This is a genomic window from Acidobacteriota bacterium (assembly GCA_016208495.1).
Lineage (GTDB): Bacteria > Acidobacteriota > Blastocatellia > Chloracidobacteriales > Chloracidobacteriaceae > JACQXX01.
Genome location: JACQXX010000052.1, coordinates 54,115 through 69,507, shown reverse-complemented (window position 1 = coordinate 69,507; position 15,393 = coordinate 54,115). Strand labels below are relative to the sequence as shown.

19 protein-coding genes and 1 other RNA gene are annotated in these 15,393 nt (G+C 49.3%); 16 read left to right on the top strand and 4 right to left on the bottom strand.

Translation table 11 applies throughout. The features are described 5' to 3' along the window. Nucleotides 1-361: 361 nt before the first annotated feature. The 3 genes from HY774_08880 to HY774_08870 all read left to right on the top strand — a co-directional run bounded on the left by HY774_08880 (nucleotide 362) and on the right by HY774_08870 (nucleotide 2,006). The gene (locus HY774_08880) at nucleotides 362-817 is read left to right on the top strand and encodes a hypothetical protein (GenBank protein MBI4748592.1); all 456 of its coding nucleotides are present in this window, start codon (nucleotides 362-364) and stop codon (nucleotides 815-817) included. Nucleotides 818-838: 21 nt separating this feature from the next. Further along, nucleotides 839-1,294 carry a hypothetical protein gene (locus HY774_08875; GenBank protein MBI4748591.1) on the top strand — a complete coding sequence of 152 codons (456 nt, stop codon included), beginning with the start codon at nucleotides 839-841 and terminating at the stop codon, nucleotides 1,292-1,294. Between the two features lie 187 nt (nucleotides 1,295-1,481). Continuing rightward, nucleotides 1,482-2,006, top strand: coding sequence for a DUF4919 domain-containing protein (locus tag HY774_08870; protein ID MBI4748590.1), 525 nt, complete (start codon nucleotides 1,482-1,484; stop codon nucleotides 2,004-2,006). Between the two features lie 69 nt (nucleotides 2,007-2,075). Here the strand turns inward: HY774_08870 and HY774_08865 are convergent, their stop codons facing one another. Next, on the bottom strand, nucleotides 2,076-2,696 hold the full coding sequence (locus HY774_08865; protein ID MBI4748589.1) for a Uma2 family endonuclease: 621 nt from the start codon (nucleotides 2,694-2,696) through the stop codon (nucleotides 2,076-2,078). A gap of 236 nt (nucleotides 2,697-2,932) precedes the next feature. On the opposite strand from HY774_08865, the gene HY774_08860 reads away from it, so the two are divergent. From HY774_08860 to HY774_08805, 12 genes are all read left to right on the top strand, one after another. After that, entirely contained in the window at nucleotides 2,933-4,351 is a 1,419-nt protein-coding gene (locus tag HY774_08860; protein MBI4748588.1) for an amidohydrolase family protein, read from the top strand. A gap of 36 nt (nucleotides 4,352-4,387) precedes the next feature. Then, nucleotides 4,388-4,834 (top strand): cupin domain-containing protein, encoded by a 447-nt coding sequence (locus tag HY774_08855; GenBank protein ID MBI4748587.1) that lies wholly within the window; start codon nucleotides 4,388-4,390, stop codon nucleotides 4,832-4,834. 81 nt (nucleotides 4,835-4,915) lie between these two features. Next, a complete protein-coding gene (locus HY774_08850) occupies nucleotides 4,916-5,275 on the top strand; it encodes a hypothetical protein (protein ID MBI4748586.1) in 360 nt (119 codons plus the stop codon). Between the two features lie 13 nt (nucleotides 5,276-5,288). Further along, complete coding sequence (locus tag HY774_08845; protein MBI4748585.1) at nucleotides 5,289-5,570, top strand: hypothetical protein; 282 nt, start codon at nucleotides 5,289-5,291, stop codon at nucleotides 5,568-5,570. Nucleotides 5,571-5,668: 98 nt separating this feature from the next. Then, the gene (locus tag HY774_08840) at nucleotides 5,669-6,184 is read left to right on the top strand and encodes a DUF1851 domain-containing protein (GenBank protein ID MBI4748584.1); all 516 of its coding nucleotides are present in this window, start codon (nucleotides 5,669-5,671) and stop codon (nucleotides 6,182-6,184) included. Nucleotides 6,185-6,277: 93 nt separating this feature from the next. Further along, nucleotides 6,278-6,787, top strand: coding sequence for a hypothetical protein (locus tag HY774_08835; protein ID MBI4748583.1), 510 nt, complete (start codon nucleotides 6,278-6,280; stop codon nucleotides 6,785-6,787). 120 nt (nucleotides 6,788-6,907) lie between these two features. Beyond that, nucleotides 6,908-7,153 carry a hypothetical protein gene (locus HY774_08830; GenBank protein MBI4748582.1) on the top strand — a complete coding sequence of 82 codons (246 nt, stop codon included), beginning with the start codon at nucleotides 6,908-6,910 and terminating at the stop codon, nucleotides 7,151-7,153. Nucleotides 7,154-7,256: 103 nt separating this feature from the next. Further along, complete coding sequence (locus HY774_08825) at nucleotides 7,257-7,679, top strand: hypothetical protein (protein ID MBI4748581.1); 423 nt, start codon at nucleotides 7,257-7,259, stop codon at nucleotides 7,677-7,679. An 11-nt stretch (nucleotides 7,680-7,690) separates the two neighbouring features. Continuing rightward, nucleotides 7,691-8,233: a hypothetical protein gene (locus HY774_08820; GenBank protein MBI4748580.1), complete on the top strand. Its 543-nt coding sequence runs from the start codon at nucleotides 7,691-7,693 to the stop codon at nucleotides 8,231-8,233. A 51-nt stretch (nucleotides 8,234-8,284) separates the two neighbouring features. Next, nucleotides 8,285-8,644, top strand: coding sequence for a hypothetical protein (locus HY774_08815; protein MBI4748579.1), 360 nt, complete (start codon nucleotides 8,285-8,287; stop codon nucleotides 8,642-8,644). Nucleotides 8,645-8,875: 231 nt separating this feature from the next. Next, nucleotides 8,876-9,236: a transfer-messenger RNA gene (gene ssrA, locus HY774_08810) on the top strand. 200 nt (nucleotides 9,237-9,436) lie between these two features. After that, the gene (locus HY774_08805; GenBank protein MBI4748578.1) at nucleotides 9,437-10,822 is read left to right on the top strand and encodes a protein kinase; all 1,386 of its coding nucleotides are present in this window, start codon (nucleotides 9,437-9,439) and stop codon (nucleotides 10,820-10,822) included. Nucleotides 10,823-10,954: 132 nt separating this feature from the next. On the opposite strand, the gene HY774_08800 is transcribed toward HY774_08805, so the two are convergent. The 3 genes from HY774_08800 to HY774_08790 form a co-directional block, all read right to left on the bottom strand. Beyond that, nucleotides 10,955-12,301, bottom strand: coding sequence for a S8 family serine peptidase (locus HY774_08800; GenBank protein MBI4748577.1), 1,347 nt, complete (start codon nucleotides 12,299-12,301; stop codon nucleotides 10,955-10,957). A 238-nt stretch (nucleotides 12,302-12,539) separates the two neighbouring features. Further along, the gene (locus HY774_08795) at nucleotides 12,540-13,106 is read right to left on the bottom strand and encodes an exonuclease (GenBank protein MBI4748576.1); all 567 of its coding nucleotides are present in this window, start codon (nucleotides 13,104-13,106) and stop codon (nucleotides 12,540-12,542) included. A 268-nt stretch (nucleotides 13,107-13,374) separates the two neighbouring features. After that, the gene (locus HY774_08790; GenBank protein ID MBI4748575.1) at nucleotides 13,375-13,794 is read right to left on the bottom strand and encodes a VOC family protein; all 420 of its coding nucleotides are present in this window, start codon (nucleotides 13,792-13,794) and stop codon (nucleotides 13,375-13,377) included. Between the two features lie 300 nt (nucleotides 13,795-14,094). On the opposite strand from HY774_08790, the gene HY774_08785 reads away from it, so the two are divergent. After that, on the top strand, nucleotides 14,095-15,006 hold the full coding sequence (locus HY774_08785) for a hypothetical protein (GenBank protein ID MBI4748574.1): 912 nt from the start codon (nucleotides 14,095-14,097) through the stop codon (nucleotides 15,004-15,006). Nucleotides 15,007-15,393: the final 387 nt, after the last annotated feature.

The following is a 15,393-nucleotide window of genomic DNA, read 5'->3' as shown; positions in this document are numbered from 1 at the left end:
CGCTCATCCGCGACTGCCCTCGCTTGAGTTCTCCTCAGTCTATTTGTCAAAGATCGATGGTCAACTTCTCTTCCAACCCCACCAACTTCTCAATAAACCCGGTTGGATTTTTACAGATTGAGTTCTGCGACACGCTCTAAGTACCTTGTCATAAGTTTCCTGAGATATTGGATTTGGGAAGTGCTTGATTTTTTTCCGTGTTTTCCGTGTTTTCCGTGGTTAAAATGTCTGGAAATTTTCGGTAAGGTACTTAAGAGTGTATTCATTTCACCCAAACCGTTGATTCCCAAAATGACGGTTGCCGTTATAACCAGCCGCGAATCAGTCACACAAGGAATCAAACAAAGAATGGTAGCCCGGAATGACCAAATCTGAGTTTGCACAAGTCTTTGAACAAGCTGCAGTACAGTGCTTTGAATTTGCCCAGGAACTGGTATCTGATCAATTGCCACGTTCATTGCGGTTCAATCTTCGCGGCGGCATCCTGGAAACGCTTGATTCCGGGCAGGTAAAGTTTATTGGCGGGCGGATTCTCTTTCCAGAACAATTGCTTGGGGTTGACGGAAAGCAAGCCGGGCAATGGTTGTGGGTTGACGGCAAAGTCCCTGTCTGGATCAATCTGGTGGTTTCAGGTTATGACGAGGATCACACGTTCATTGATGTGTTTTTCAATCGTTCCAAATTGACCAGTCAGGATAGTCAGCTGCGGTATCGGGAATGGGGACTTCCTCCGTTTCATATCCTTGGGCCGAGTGGGGCAGAGATTGGTAAAAAAATTCGTCTCTCTCCTCATTTGTCAGGTGATGAACCAGTCTGAAGCAATTATCCAAACCATCCGATGACCCAAAAACTCCAGATCAAAACTGAGTCGCTCCCACAACGGTGTGAAATTTGTCATCAGGAGGATAGGTTTACTCCTGAATCGGGGGTGTGTCTGCGATGTAAAGACGTAGATGTCGCTGATTGGAGTTCATCTCGTCAGCCACTGGTTTCAAAAGTGGGTTGGCGAATCGCACTGGTGTCATATCTTTTGGGGTTGTGTTCCGCCTTCAGCCTCTTTATGGAGCCTGACCACATTGCAGAAAACCTGTACCTGGGGTTTGCGATCATGTGTTTTGGAGTTGGGTTAACTGCATTCCTCATTGTTTCTCATCCTTCGCCGTCTCCTGAAACAAAAACACCACCTCAGATACAGGGAATTCCAAAAGCCCAGGCTCAGGTTTTCTGTTGGGTTTGTATTGGGTTTGGTGTTTTGCTTCTGGTTTTGCATCTCATGGCCAAGACGTGCTGTTAACAGCTATAACTCTTTTTTGAATTGAGAGACTTGAGTTTGTATGCTTATCTCTATAATTTAAAGAGCACAGTGAGATCTAAAGTTGATCCAGGTTCTACCTGTGATGCAGGTTGGCCAGTGTCATTTGGTGTCAATGACCGGCGCACCTTTATTTTTGAATGAGGGATTGACCAGGAAAAGAAAGATTATGGATGCTCAAGTACTGCAAGCCTTTGACGTGTATATGCTGGCTCCATCAGCGAAGACCTTTGACCTGCTCCGGCAGACTTTTATCAACTCTCCAGCCTATGACCCGTACGGCAGTGATTTGGAGGAGATCTATTCGCTGGTTGACGCCGGGAAATTTGTTTCCGCCCTCAACAACCTCATGGCCCTGATGCCCAACTGGTTTCTCAATCCCAGGGCCCATATACTGGCTTCAGTTCTCCATCACAAATTGGGTGACGAACCAGCCGCCCGAATGGAAGCCGAATTGAGTAAACTGATCCTGGAAGGGATTCTCTCAACCGGGGATGGCTCGCGGGAACAACCCTTTCAGGTGACACGAACCGATGATGAATATGACGTGATCGAGTTCTTTGGGAAGAAATTCGGTTCGCAAGCACTCATCAAGGAAGCTGATCGAAGTTTCGACAATCTGACCTGTGAAGACGGAACAACGGTTTGGTTCAATGTGACCGATTTGTTGGCTAGCTTAGAGAAAAAGATTTAAGTGCTTTATTGAAAACTCCTGAACGCCTTAACCACGAAATGCGCAAAATACACGAAAAGAATCAATCATTTACCAAATTTCGCCAAGATTTAACTCAAAACCTGGAAGAATCGGTTCGCCAGAGAGTTTTTCCGGGTTTTCGAGTTCGCAAACCAGGTCAGGTGCGGAATAGACGTACACGCGTCGTTGTTCTGGATCAATGAACCAGGCCAATTGGGTTCCATTCTCAAGATATTCCTGCATTTTCTCTCGAATGACACTCAAACTGTCTGTCGGGGAACGAAGCTCAATCAAGAAATCCGGGCACAGGGGGATGAACTTTTTCCTGGCTTCGGCAGTCAACGCATTCAAGCGTGAGTACCTGACCCAGGCGGCATCTGGCGAGCGGACGGCGCCGTTCGAAAGTAAAAAACCACCAGAAGAATCAAACGTCGTGCCTTCTCCGTTCTGTTTGGCCCACAGTCGCAGTTGCATCGTGATTTCAGCATTGCGTTCGCTGGTCTCGCCTCCGGTTGGCGGCATAAGAATCAATTCCCCTCGTGAATTGCGTTCGATTTGCAGGTCACGGTTGAGTTGAGAAAACTCATAAAGCTGGTCGTCAGTGAGGTTGAAAACTGGTTGCACCTGGACAACGAGCGGTGGATGACCGACATAGCTGGATGAAGTTTTATTCTGAGGTATGGTCTCCATAAGTTCAATTGCTCCAATAAAAAACAGTATCTGGTCGCAAGTGGGTCATTCATCAGGTGTCACCTGGGAGCCAGATAGAGGGTGCGTTGGCAGGTGATTCAGTTTATGATGGATCGTCGGGGTTTATTGTACCCGGTTACTCACGAAAAACAATTACGGAGTCAAAGGAAACCGAAAGCCGACCCTGGTTTCAAGGCTGGCATTTTCGGCTGGTTCTGGTGATGAAAAAATTCTTCATGTTCTTTTTCTTATGGTTGCTGCCAGCCTGTGTACTGGCCCATCCGCCGCAAAAAACACCTTCCAAACCACTTGTCTTCACCCACGTCACCATCATTGATACCACGGGTGGTCCAGCCAAATCGGATATGACGGTGATCATCCAGGGTGACCGGATTTCCGAGTTAGGGAAACACAACTCGGTGCGGATCCCAAAAAATGCGCGGGTGGTGGAGGCAAAAGGCAAATTTTTGATCCCCGGCCTGTGGGATATGCACATCCACTGGTATGACTCGGAGTACCTGTCGCTCTTTGTTGCCAACGGAGTGACTGGTGCGCGGGTGATGTGGGGACTTTCGCTCCATCACGAGTGGCGCAAAGACATCGAAGCGGGAAAACTCATTGGCCCGCGCCTGGTCATTGCCAGTCCGATTATTGATGGCCCAAGACCTATCTGGCCGGGCTCGGTTGCGGTCAGTAACGAAGCTGAAGCCCGGCAGGCTGTAAAAACGGCAAAACAAGAAGGTGCTGATTTCATCAAGGTTTACAGTCTGCTTTCCCGTGAAGCCTTCTTTGCGATTGCCGATGAGTCGAAAAAACAAGGCATTGCCTTTGCCGGACATATTCCACAAGCAGTCACCGTGGCTGAAGCCGCCGAGGCAGGTCAGCAAAGCGTTGAGCATTTGACGGGGATGCTGACGGCCTGTTCTGCAAAAGAAGACGAATTGCGCAAGACCCAGGAGGAGGCAAGCGCCAGTGCCGCCGGGTTCGGGACTCGCGACCCGGCGGCGGCCCGACAGTTGACCCGTTCAATTATCGAAAGTTACGACGCCAAAAAGGCAGCCAGTGTATTTGCCAAACTCAAACAGCATCGCACCTGGCAATGCCCGACGCTCACTGTTTTGCGAAGCATTGCCTCACTGACCGACCCTGAATTTCGAAATGATCCCCGACTCCGGTACATGCCCGCTGGCATCAGGTTTCAGTGGGATCCAGCCAATGACTTTCGCTTCAAGGCGCGCACCGCCGAAGATTACGAACTCTCAAAACTGGTGCTGCAACGTCAATTCGAAATCGTCGGCCAGATGCGAAAGGCCGGGGTTGAATTCCTGGCGGGTACGGATACGCTCAATCCATATTGTTTCCCAGGGTTTAGTCTCCACAATGAACTTGAATTGATGGTCAAAACTGGATTTACCCCATTGGAAGCACTTCAGTCAGCAACATTCAATCCGGCACGGTATCTTGGTCAGGAAAAAGACCTGGGCACGGTTGAAAAGGGAAAACTGGCTGATCTGGTATTGCTGGATGCCAACCCGCTCGAAGACATCAAACATACCCAAAAGATCAATGCCGTGGTGTGCGGCGGCAAATTGTACTCACGAGCAGAACTTGATCGAATGCTGGCAACTATCGAAGCAACAGCAAAAAAACGATAGTCACACAAATTACTCAATTGAGTGGGGAACTCATATATGCTTGAAAAACTTCTTTCTTCTTATGACTGGTTTAACCACCCTGACGGTCCAAAGTTTGTTGAAACACATCGCGACCCGTACCGAACCTCCGGGCACTGGCTATTTTTACCCGGCGCGTTTTCGGCATTTCATCGGGTGACGAACAATGAGGAAATTTGGGCGATCCACGCCGGGCGGTTGCTGGTGCATGTCCTGGAACCAACCGGGGCTCATCGTGTGCTTCGCCTTGGTACTGATTTTGATGCTGGTGAACGTCCAGTTGTGACTGTTCCGACCGGCCACTGGCAGGCGGCGGAAATTCCTGAAGGGGTTGAGTTTGCTTTTGGAACCAATGTTTGTGCTCCGGCATTTTCATTTTCTGAGTTTGCAATTACAGAGCGTGATGATTTGCTCAATCAATTTCCTCAACATGAAGCCATTATCATCAGGTTGACCAGAGTTTGAGTTTGTCGTATGAAGCCCGTTCAATGGCCCGAAACCCAAACAAAGAATTGTTTGAAACCTGAGCTGAGGAAGGTGGAAGTTATGAAGACAAAGGGAATCGCTATTCTAGGGTTACTGCAGATTGCTTTTCTGACGGGCAGTATGCTCCTGACGGCAATTTTTCTGAGGTACCGCGCCTTGAGTTTTGATTTCCAACCTGAGCCTTCACCACCTGTTGAAGTGGGATTCTTTACCACCTTCCGAGATTTCGGATGGATTCTCTATATCATTCCGATTGCCTGGATGATTTTCTCAATCAAAATGGTTAATCAGCCAAACTCGTCTCGATACAGTAGTTTCATGTCAATTGGGGTTTGCCTTGGCTTTTTGGTGGCTCTTCTTTTGGTTGGAGTCACAGCGGCTGGTCTCATGATTATTCGACTTTGTGCCTTTGGGCGTTGAGTTGGGGGAACCCATGGATCATCAAACCAATGAACCGATTTGCATCTTTGAGTGGGCCTCGTACACGATGACGAGCACTAATTTTGTCAAGATTTGTGGAAACCGGGTCATCTACGGCGTTGAAAGCCAGGATGATGAACAGGCTTTTCGGGAAAGTTGTGCTGTGACAGAGTTTTTTGATACTCCAGCGGAATGGTGGACAGAGGTCAATTTCAAAGCCGAACAATTTCAACAAATTCGGGAAGCGGTACTTTCTGCTCTCCAGAGAATCAAGCAAATGGATGCTCAAATTTGAGTGAAATATTCGAGTTTATTTGCTGAACCAGACTGTTCCACTTAATATCAGGACCCATAGAAAAATCTGGAAAAACACATCATCTGCCGGGGGATTCTATGGGCATTTTTGACAGATTATTTGGTAAAGCATTACCTGAAAACACGTCGTCTGATCATTTTTATGTCCAGGCTGATGGGCAGGTCATGACCGCGCTGTCGAAGGAATGGAAATGGTTGATCGGCGATGGGCTGCGCCCGCTCCGGTTTACGGCCTGCGGAGACGTTTTTCTGAGCGATGCTGGCGGTGCAGTGTACTGGTTGCAAACAGTCGAAGGAAAACTTGAAAAAGTCGCGGCTTCACAAGCCGAATTTCAGGCAAAGCTCCAAAAACCGGAGTTTCGTGAGACCGTGCTGCAGGTATCAACCGTGAACCAGCTCCGGGCGATCCTCGGGGTTTTGCCTCCAGGGAAGTGCTACGGACTCAAACTGTTGCCGGTCCTGGGCGGAAACTATAACTTTGAGAATTATGTTCACATGCGGCTTGCCGAACACATCGGCTTTACGGGGAATGTCCGGTTTCAAGTCAAAGATTTGCCTCCGGGGGCGACCATTCAGGTGAAGATGGTGGACTGAAAAAACAAAGCCGTTCAATTTGGATTGATTTTTTCGTGTGTTTCGTGTGTTTCGTGGTGAGAAGGTATTTCTTGAGAGAGCTACGGAGGAAATATGAACCATCCACGCCTTGCTATTCTGGCGGTTGGCTTTAGTGTATTTGCAATTCTGGCAGCCACGCAAACTCCACATGAGCCGATTTATCGGCATCTTCCAACTGAGAATGAGCCGATTTTTCTTCCTCCTCAGGGGCCACCGGCACCGCCAGGACCGCCACCGGAGTGGGCTCTGGAAGGTGACCGCCAGCGTGAAAAAGCTGATCTTGTGGTTGAATACTTTCCGCAAAAAGCCAGTTTTTCAATGGTCAAGCCTTTCCGGGATCCACACGAACTGGTGAAAGAAGCCAATCTTCCGAAATTTCTGACCTCTCGACGAATCCGCAGAAACCTGGTGATTGTGACTTTTGGGAAAATCACGCTGTTCGGAAAGAGCAAACCCGAGCGTGACCAGGTTTTTGACCATCTGGCAACCCAGTTTCGCAAGCTGGGTTTTCGGAAAATCATCTTCCAGCAAGAAGTGAGCAGTGGACCGTACAAGATCGGAGAGCAGACTCTTGTAAATTGAACTGCTTGAATTTGGAACTGGTTGTCTGAACTAACCCGGTTCTTTAGCATTCCATGGCCTTCGGTTCTTCGAATGAATCATCAATGCTCTGTATTTTCAAAAGTGAGAGGGCTTCTGGTTATGGCATCTGCAAATTTAACTCAGCTTGAAGAACTCGTTGGCCAGCTTCCAATCATTGAACAGCTTGTTTTGATTGAGCGGGTTTCACAGCAGATTCGTCACCGATTAAGCTCTGGTAAAAATGAGGATGCTCAACTCGCTTTCATGGCGGCAGATCCTGAAATCCAGGCTGAGCTTGGCAAAATCAATGATGAGTTTCTGGTAACTGAAGCTGACGGATTGGGAATAATTGACAGGAGAAAGTGACAAAAAAGCTCAGAGTCCCGCCTTCAGGCGGTAAATCTAGGATCAACCCTTTTCTCATTCATATCAGGTAAGCCTCTCAAAATCAGATAAAGGGGAATTCCCAATGAAAAAAACTGATCAACCCGTGACTACTGCGTCATCAGCCAGAACTCCTGAAAAAGGCATGATGGGCGAAGTCCGCACCATTTTTGACCAGGCACTTGAAAGAGTTCACAGGCAGGCTGCACTCGACCGACAGCGACAACCTATAACGCCGTTAGGAAAAGTGGTGAATGCGCTGTTTCTGGCGGGTATTCTGACAGCGATAGGCGTGTTGTTTTATGGCTTCTGGCAATTTCCAGACGCACCAATTCGCAAAACTCCGCAAGGCTACGTTGGGAAAACCGGCCAGCCACGTACCGAGAGTGACTATATGCATTTTGTGTGGTGGGAACGAACCCTGGTGGTTACCTTCTGTTCCGCTCTGGCGCTTGGTTTTACCAGTATGTTGACTGGGAAGGCAGAAAAGCCGAAAGAAGATGATTGAAAAAGGGAAGTATGGGAAACCCAAAGAACATAGCTGAAGTCAGAAAACCAGTTTTGCTGGTGCAGGAGATTACAACCAGATGGACAAAAGTTTCACGTGTGGGGCCGCTGGCCAGAGCCCGGTATGCCGTTCCGGAACAGATGCTGTTTCCAGTTGATTCAGTTCCGGACCCAAAAGCACGAGTGATTTTCCATTCAGTACATTTTGGTGAAGAAAACTCATTCTCCGCTCCCCTGGAAAAGATCACTGCAAGTCCTTATATTTTTCCTGGAACTGGGTCTATCGCGGTTGGTCACAATGAGCAGCACGCCTGGGTAACCTTTGTACAGTCAAGCGGCGCTCCGATCAGGTTACATATGCGAAAGACATTGTGCTCACCTCCTGGGGATTGGGTCCAGATGATGACAAATGGTCGGTATGCGCCTGACTGGCAGGGCCACTGGTGGTATATCAAAACCGTTGTCAACGCCGGGCTCTTCTTTGATCTGGACAAAGATGTTTTTACCAGACACCAGCCAGCCAGTCAGTTTAAGGCAATGGGTCATTTGTGGTAACCAAAGGGGTATCAGTCTGGCAATGCCAAAATAACAAATCATGAGGTTTTTATGGTCGCAAAATCTGTCATCCACGAGTGTGACTTTAAGTTCAAATGTCCGATGTACTGGGAGGAACTCTTGATCCTTGACGATCCTGACAAACGCTATTGCAACGAATGCCAGCGGGAAGTCTTTTATATTCGAACCCGCGAAGAACTTGAAGAACAGCGCCATCTTGGCCACTGCATTGCAGCCAGCGTCAATACCTGGGGACTCGGCCTTCCGAGAATCATCACAGGTGGCGCCCGTCCACTTGTAAAAAAAGGTGTTGAACCTGAAAACCTCCTGATTCTGGGCGATGAACGGGATCGAAATGAACTCCGGATTGCGCTCAGGGAATTGGAAAAAAGAAGTAGCTCCAGTCAGTAGTCAGTAGTCAGTAGTCAGTAGTCAGTAGTCAGTAGTTCACTAACTTTATTTGATTGAATGAGTTGATAGACATAAGGAGCAATCAGAACTCAGACAACATCCTGGAAGCAGGTCCTTCATTCTCAATTCTTCATTCTCAATTCTTCATTCTGGCGTGCCTTTGCTGTCGGCTGTTGACGCCTCGTGTTACAGGCAGGTAACATCGAAGGCAGTTCTTTCACAACCGAATATGGGGATGTCACGGTTTCGACGTGGGCAATGCGGTGACCAGAGGCGTGCCGGGAACCATGTAACCCGCTCCTGCATGGAAACAAAACCTGCCAACACGCAGGAATTCGCACTAGCAGCCTAATAAGCTAGCTAGCGTCTGACACGCACGTTGTCTGTGCGTTCGTGATCGGGCGTTACTTTCACAGGCTGGTCCGTCACCTGTACTCAGGGGTGACGGGCGAGATCAAACTGGGTTAGTCTTCGTATCGCGCAGGTCGCTGTTCCGGCTGTGCGAAGATGAAATCTGACGGAAGCGACTACGCTCGTAGGCTCTGCCATCCAAGGTCTGCGGACAGGGGTTCGACTCCCCTCATCTCCATTTTCACTTCCATTCTGTTCCTTTCTTTTCGACTCATTCATCGTTTTGACGGCACCATCGTCCGTGCGAGCTTGAACCCAAATCCAAATCAATCAGTCTTCAGTTCATCGGGGCCATTTTTTGGCTTTTTCCAGGGAGTGGTCTATACTCTTTCGGCCACTGCCCGCAATTTCCTCATGTTCAGCCCAATGGAGAGTACGTGAATGAGTTCACCCAACGGTTCAAAAGGCGATATCTTGATCGTTGATGACAACCCAATAAACCTCAACCTGCTATCGAGCATGCTTTTTGATCGGAAATATCACGTCCGCGTCGCCACCAGTGGCCGCCGGGCGCTGGCCGCCACCCGTTCGTGTTTGCCGGATTTAGTGATGCTTGACATCACCATGCCGGAGATGGATGGCTATGAGGTGTGTCAGCAACTCAAAGCTGACCCACGCAGTCGGGATGTTCCGGTTATCTTTATCAGCGCGCTCGATGAAGTCATGGACAAGGTGCGGGCCTTTGAAGTTGGCGGCGTTGATTATGTGACCAAGCCGTTCCAGTTTGAGGAAGTCCTGGCCCGGATCGAAAACCAGCTCAAAATTTCCCGCCTTCAGAAAGACCTCGAAACCAAAAATGCGGAACTGGCCCGCAAAAATGAAGAATTAACCCGCTCTCGCGAAGACCTGATGGAATCAAACCGGCGGGCGCAGATGATCTTTTCAGCCCTCTCCGAAGTCCTGCCGGGAACGGTACTCGATGGGAAGTACCGGCTGGAAAAGAAAATCGGAACCGGTGGATTTGGAACGGTTTACGAAGCCATGCACACCGGGTTGAATCGGCTGGTGGCCGTCAAGGTTTTTCAACCGCGTTCAGGCCATGCCACTCAGAGCGATTTGGATCGGTTTCGGCTCGAAGGCGTGTCTGCCTGTCGGATTCAACATCCGAATGCGGTTTCGATCCTCGATTTTGGGATTAGTTCCGCCGGGATTGCCTACCTGGTAATGGAACTGCTCAGCGGCCATCCTTTGACGAAAGAAATCTCCCAGCATGGGCGACTCGCCCCAGAGCGATGTGTTGAAATTGCCCTTCCAATCTGTGAAGTCCTGGCCGAGGCCCACGCCGCCGGAATTGTCCACCGCGACATCAAACCGGATAATATTTTCCTCCACCAGACCAAAGACGGGGAAGTTGTGAAAGTCGTTGATTTTGGGCTGGCCAAGCTTTTAGGGGAATCCAGAATTGATCTGCAGCACGTCACGATTGGCCGGGTGATTGGGACGCCGACCTATATGTCACCCGAGCGGCTTGGAAACCTGCCCTATGATGGGCGGACCGACATTTACAGTCTGGGAATTACGCTGTATCAAATGTTATGCGGGCATGTGCCGTTTCAATCCCTCGAAGGTGATATTTGCACGGTGGCCGTGATGCATCTGACCAAAGAAGCTCGGCCATTGCGCGAGATCACGCCGGGTATTCCACCTGAACTCGATGATCTGGTAATGCGGATGTTGTCCAAATCGCCTGACCGGCGACCCTCCGCCACTGAATTATGCTATGAACTCAAGCATATTCGGCTACACCCGGTCGGAAACTACGCCTGATTCGAATGAAGAAATCTTTTAGTGGTTAGTGGTTAGTGATTAGCAGTTAGTGCTTGGTGCTTGGTGCTTGATTCTTTTTCGAAAGTATTGATTTCTAACCACTAACCACTAACTCCATTCTTCATTCCTACCCTATCCCCGTTTTTCGGTGATATTCATGCGGGCTTCGATGGCGGCCACCACCGCCCGACGTGGGTTGACCACTCCCCACCCCTGACGGTCAGTATCAATATGCGAAAGTCGTTGGGATGTTTTGATCAACAGATGTTTGATTTGAAGCGGCGTCAGATTTGGATTGGCTTCAATGATTTGGGCAATGACTGAGGAAACAATCGGTGCGGCAAACGAGGTCCCATCCACGTGTTTGTAATGACCAGAAATAACATTTCGGTCTTGAATTTTGATTTTGACCAGATGGCGAATTAGATACGGCGCCAGATTGGCTGAGGCATCCAGTTCACTGTCAATTCCAGGATGAGCCAGGAGAATTGGTTTCAGGTTCTGGTCATTTGCCCGGTCAAGTTTGTCAAGAAATTCAGCTTCGGCGGCGGTTGGGGTTTGGGGCAGGATTGGTGCTGGGACCCAGATTCCAGGGGCGATGATTTCTGGTTTTTGAAGACCGTCAATCGTTGGGCCGTAGCTGGAGTGGTACATATCGTGAAATTTAGAGTCAAGCGTGTTTTTGTCGTCCAGCCCGCCAACAGTGATGACTGACGGTGCACTCGCGGGTGGCACAACCGGGTGCGAAGGGTCATGCCCGGCGTTTCCGACGGCGGCCACCACCACCATTCCCGCTCGAACGGCCTTTTCAGCCGAAATGGAAAGTTGATCCTCCAGATACGAAGCTTCATAGTCGCCACCGCACGAGACATTGATGATGCGGATGTGGTAGCGGTCTTTGTTTTGAATCACCCAATCAAAACCGCGCCGAATATCGTCGTGCTGAATGCGTCGGGCGCTCCCAACCTTGACCAGTACCAGTTTGGCGTTGGAAGCAATGCCACGGTACAACCCTTCTGAGAGATATCCATTGCCGGCGGCCACCACTGAGGTCATCATCCCGTGCCAGCTTGATGCGTCACAATCATTCAATTCCTGAATGTTTTCGCTCCCCGTGACAATATTTTTATATTTCACGATCCGATTCAACGGTTGGATCAGATCCGGATGGTTGTAAAACCCGGAATCGAGAAAAGCCATGGTCACGCCGTTACCGGTATAACGTGGGCTGGCGCCCAATCGAAGCGGTGTTGGGAGAATTTTGAAGTCTTTCACGGGTTTGCCATTCGGAAAATAAATTGAGACGCGAGCTTTGGCCCTGGCAAAACGGTCAACGCAGTCACGGCAGACACCTTCCTGGTCGTTCCACCGGGGAAGGTTATTTCGAATGAGTTCTCGAACCTCATCTGACACTCGAGATGGGAAAAAAAGTTGTTGGGCTTCAGTTGCGTAATAACACACTGAGCAAAGCACTTGCATTGAAAACTCCGAACCAAGGGAAGTGTAGTAGAGGGGCAAGGTGTTCAATCAGTCAGTCGTCAGTCGTCAGTCGTCAGTCGTCAGTCGTCAGTCGTCGAGTGTTGGGATTTTGGAATTCGTGTCAAGTGGATTTTGTTCTATTTGAGTCAGTTAGGAACATCTTTTTTCAAAAATTTCACGGACTCAACAATCCAGGTTTGGTCTACGGACTACGGACTACTGACGTATCAACTACGGACTACTGACTTTCTTTCATCTTCAAATTATCGGCCAGCATATTGCAAAAGAGCGCTCCCTGTTCAAGCGCGTCATCAAGGGCGACGTGCGTGTGTGGGAGATCATCAAACCAGTGCCGTGGGAGGGCCGGTTTGACCGTTTCACGGAAATTGGACTTCAGCATGGCCATGGCGTAGCTTTTGATATCGAGTGCTGAGTGGGCAAAGGGGCTCTCGCCTGTAAACCGAATCAAATACCACTGCACGAACATAAAATCAAAGGCTGCCGGGTAGGCCACAAACACAGGTTTACCAGGAAGTTGTTTGAGCCAGAGGAGATATTCCTTCATTGCCTCTTCAGGAGGCCGCATGTTTTGACGACAGGCAATCCAGGCGTCGCGCTGGGTTTCCCACCAGGTCATTGTCAATGGATGCCCAGACGCACCGGGTAAGGTTTCCAGATTGGCTGAAAACGTGCTGACCAGGGTTTTATCAGCTCGATAGGCGGCTGAAGCAAAGCTTAGCATCGAATATGGGCCTGGAATTGGTCCATCGGCCTCAATGTCAGTACTCACAAAAATTTCTGCCATGTTCAAACGAATACCTTTCTTTGATCAAAAAAGCGGCGAAAGCAGGGACTTTACCGCAAATTTGGCTGGTTCGAACAGGGGGAACGCCAACTCTTGCACACCGGGGAAGGCTCAAGACGACTTCCTTCAGTCTGAAAAAGCCGTCAAATTGGAGGTTGAACTCGAACTGGTCGGGAAAAAAGGAGCTGGGAGCGGAGAATAAAAAAACGTGCCGTGAGCACAAATAAGCTTTGCTCCCAGCAGAATTTCACCTGAGTTGTCGCCTGGGTTAGCGTGCAAAAACCGATTCCAGGTTCTTAAAAGCTTTAAATTCGAGATAATTGCCGCTTGGATCCGGGAAAAACATGGTCGCCTGTTCACCGACTTCGCCCTGAAACCGGATATAAGGTTCAATGATGAATTCAATCCGGGCCGTTTGCAGTCGGTCAGCCAGGTGATGAAACGTGTCCCAGTCCAGAATCACCCCAAAGTGGGGAATCGGCACCTGTTTGGAGTCAACATCATTGGACGCGACTTTTCCAACGACGGAATCAGCCAGGTGCGCCGAAATCTGGTGGCCAAACAGGTCAAAATCAATCCAGCGCTCGGCTTCGCGTCCGACTGTGCATCCCAGCAGTTCAACGTAAAACGAGCGTGTGGCTTCAAGATTGGTGACGGGAAAGGCAAGATGAAATGGAAACATAGGCATTTGAGGAACGAAATAGCGAAGTAGCGAAGTAGCGCATAGTGAGTACCACCTGCGTCAGCGGGTGGGGAGTGAACACCAATACGCGAATAGCCGATTTTCAGCCCAGCAAAGAGCTGTCGTCAACCTGTTATAGCGCTTTTTCGAGCCCTACTTGAAAAGATGGCTCAAATTGAATGCCCAAACCAAAACAGCGCTTGCATTGGAATCCGTTTAGGGGTAAGTGGTTTTGACACTTGAGGCTACGGAAAATCCCCAGTTCAAAAGCCCGGAAGACTGACATTCCAAAGAAGGAGCGACGCTATGAATTGTCCACGATGTAGTGCTGGCAACCCGGATGGTAAAAAATATTGTGGTGATTGTGGAACCCTGCTTGACCCCAACCTGTCATTGACTACACCTGAAGGCCGGGCATTCCTCAAGGCCCTGCTGAAAGAAGAATTTAAGGACCGGGAAGTGGTTGAACATCAGGTTGCCCTGGCGGTGTGGGATATTTTTTACAAACGAATCCAAATCGCAACCGTCGTGATGGGATCTTTTTTATTGGTTCTTTCGGTTTTAGGGTGGAGTAAGTACAAGGATATCAATGTTGTGTTACAGGACGCTCTGGTTCAGGCTGAGAACGCCCGTACCAAAGCTCAGGCGGTCAATGATGACGTTCAAAGAATTTTGGGGAATGCCCAGCAGGCTCTCAATGAAGCGAATCAAAACGTCGAAGTGGTCAGAGATAATTCAAATGGAAAAACCAAGGAATTGCTCAACGTCATCAAGCAGGTTTCCGAAACCAACCCCAGCCTGGCCATTGAGGTAACCAGGGGAACAACCGATTCTTCAATTAAAGATGCCCTTCAGGTTATTACTGAAACGGCCCAATCCGATCCGAAAAAAGTGGCAACTCTGCCAACGGTGTTTGTTCAATTTAAAGGAGATATTGAGCGAACCCTGGTCAAAGGGTTTCGCGACGAACTCAACCAGAAACAACTCCCGGCACCGGGCGAAGAGCGCATCCCCGGCACCTACTCAAACGAAGTGCGCTATTTCGACCCAGGTGATGCCGCGACAGCCAAAACCGTCGCCAGTCTGGCCAGTGACTATTTCAAACGGAAAAATTGTTTCCCAAGCGATTTTCAAGTAAAGCTGGTTCCTTCATCAACTCAGAAAAACCTCAAAGGTCAGGTTGAGGTGTGGATTAGTGGGAATTGTAAGGGAACGTAGGACTGAAACCCTCGGGCTTGGGGTCATAAGCGCCAGGATAAGGATTTGAGGCCCGCAGGGTCGTTGTGTAATAGCCGTGGTGCGAAGCCCACGGTCACAGCCAGGACGAAACCCAGACCTGGCAAGGGCGTTCACGGAAGGAATTCAGGTTTTCTTATTCTGGCGCTTATGGGGCCTGGAGCTGAAGAAGTGCGCCTAAGCGTGATCCATCTGGCTCCCAATAAACATTTGCCTGAAATCGAACTGGCGACGCTGAGAGAAGAAAACTAATTTGTGTGGTGTCAGATTCGATAGCGGTTGGATACGGTGTTGAATGTATTGGGTGTGAAAAGAAAGCGACTGTCCAAAAAAATAAAAGTGAAAAGGCCGTCATATACAAAGCGAACC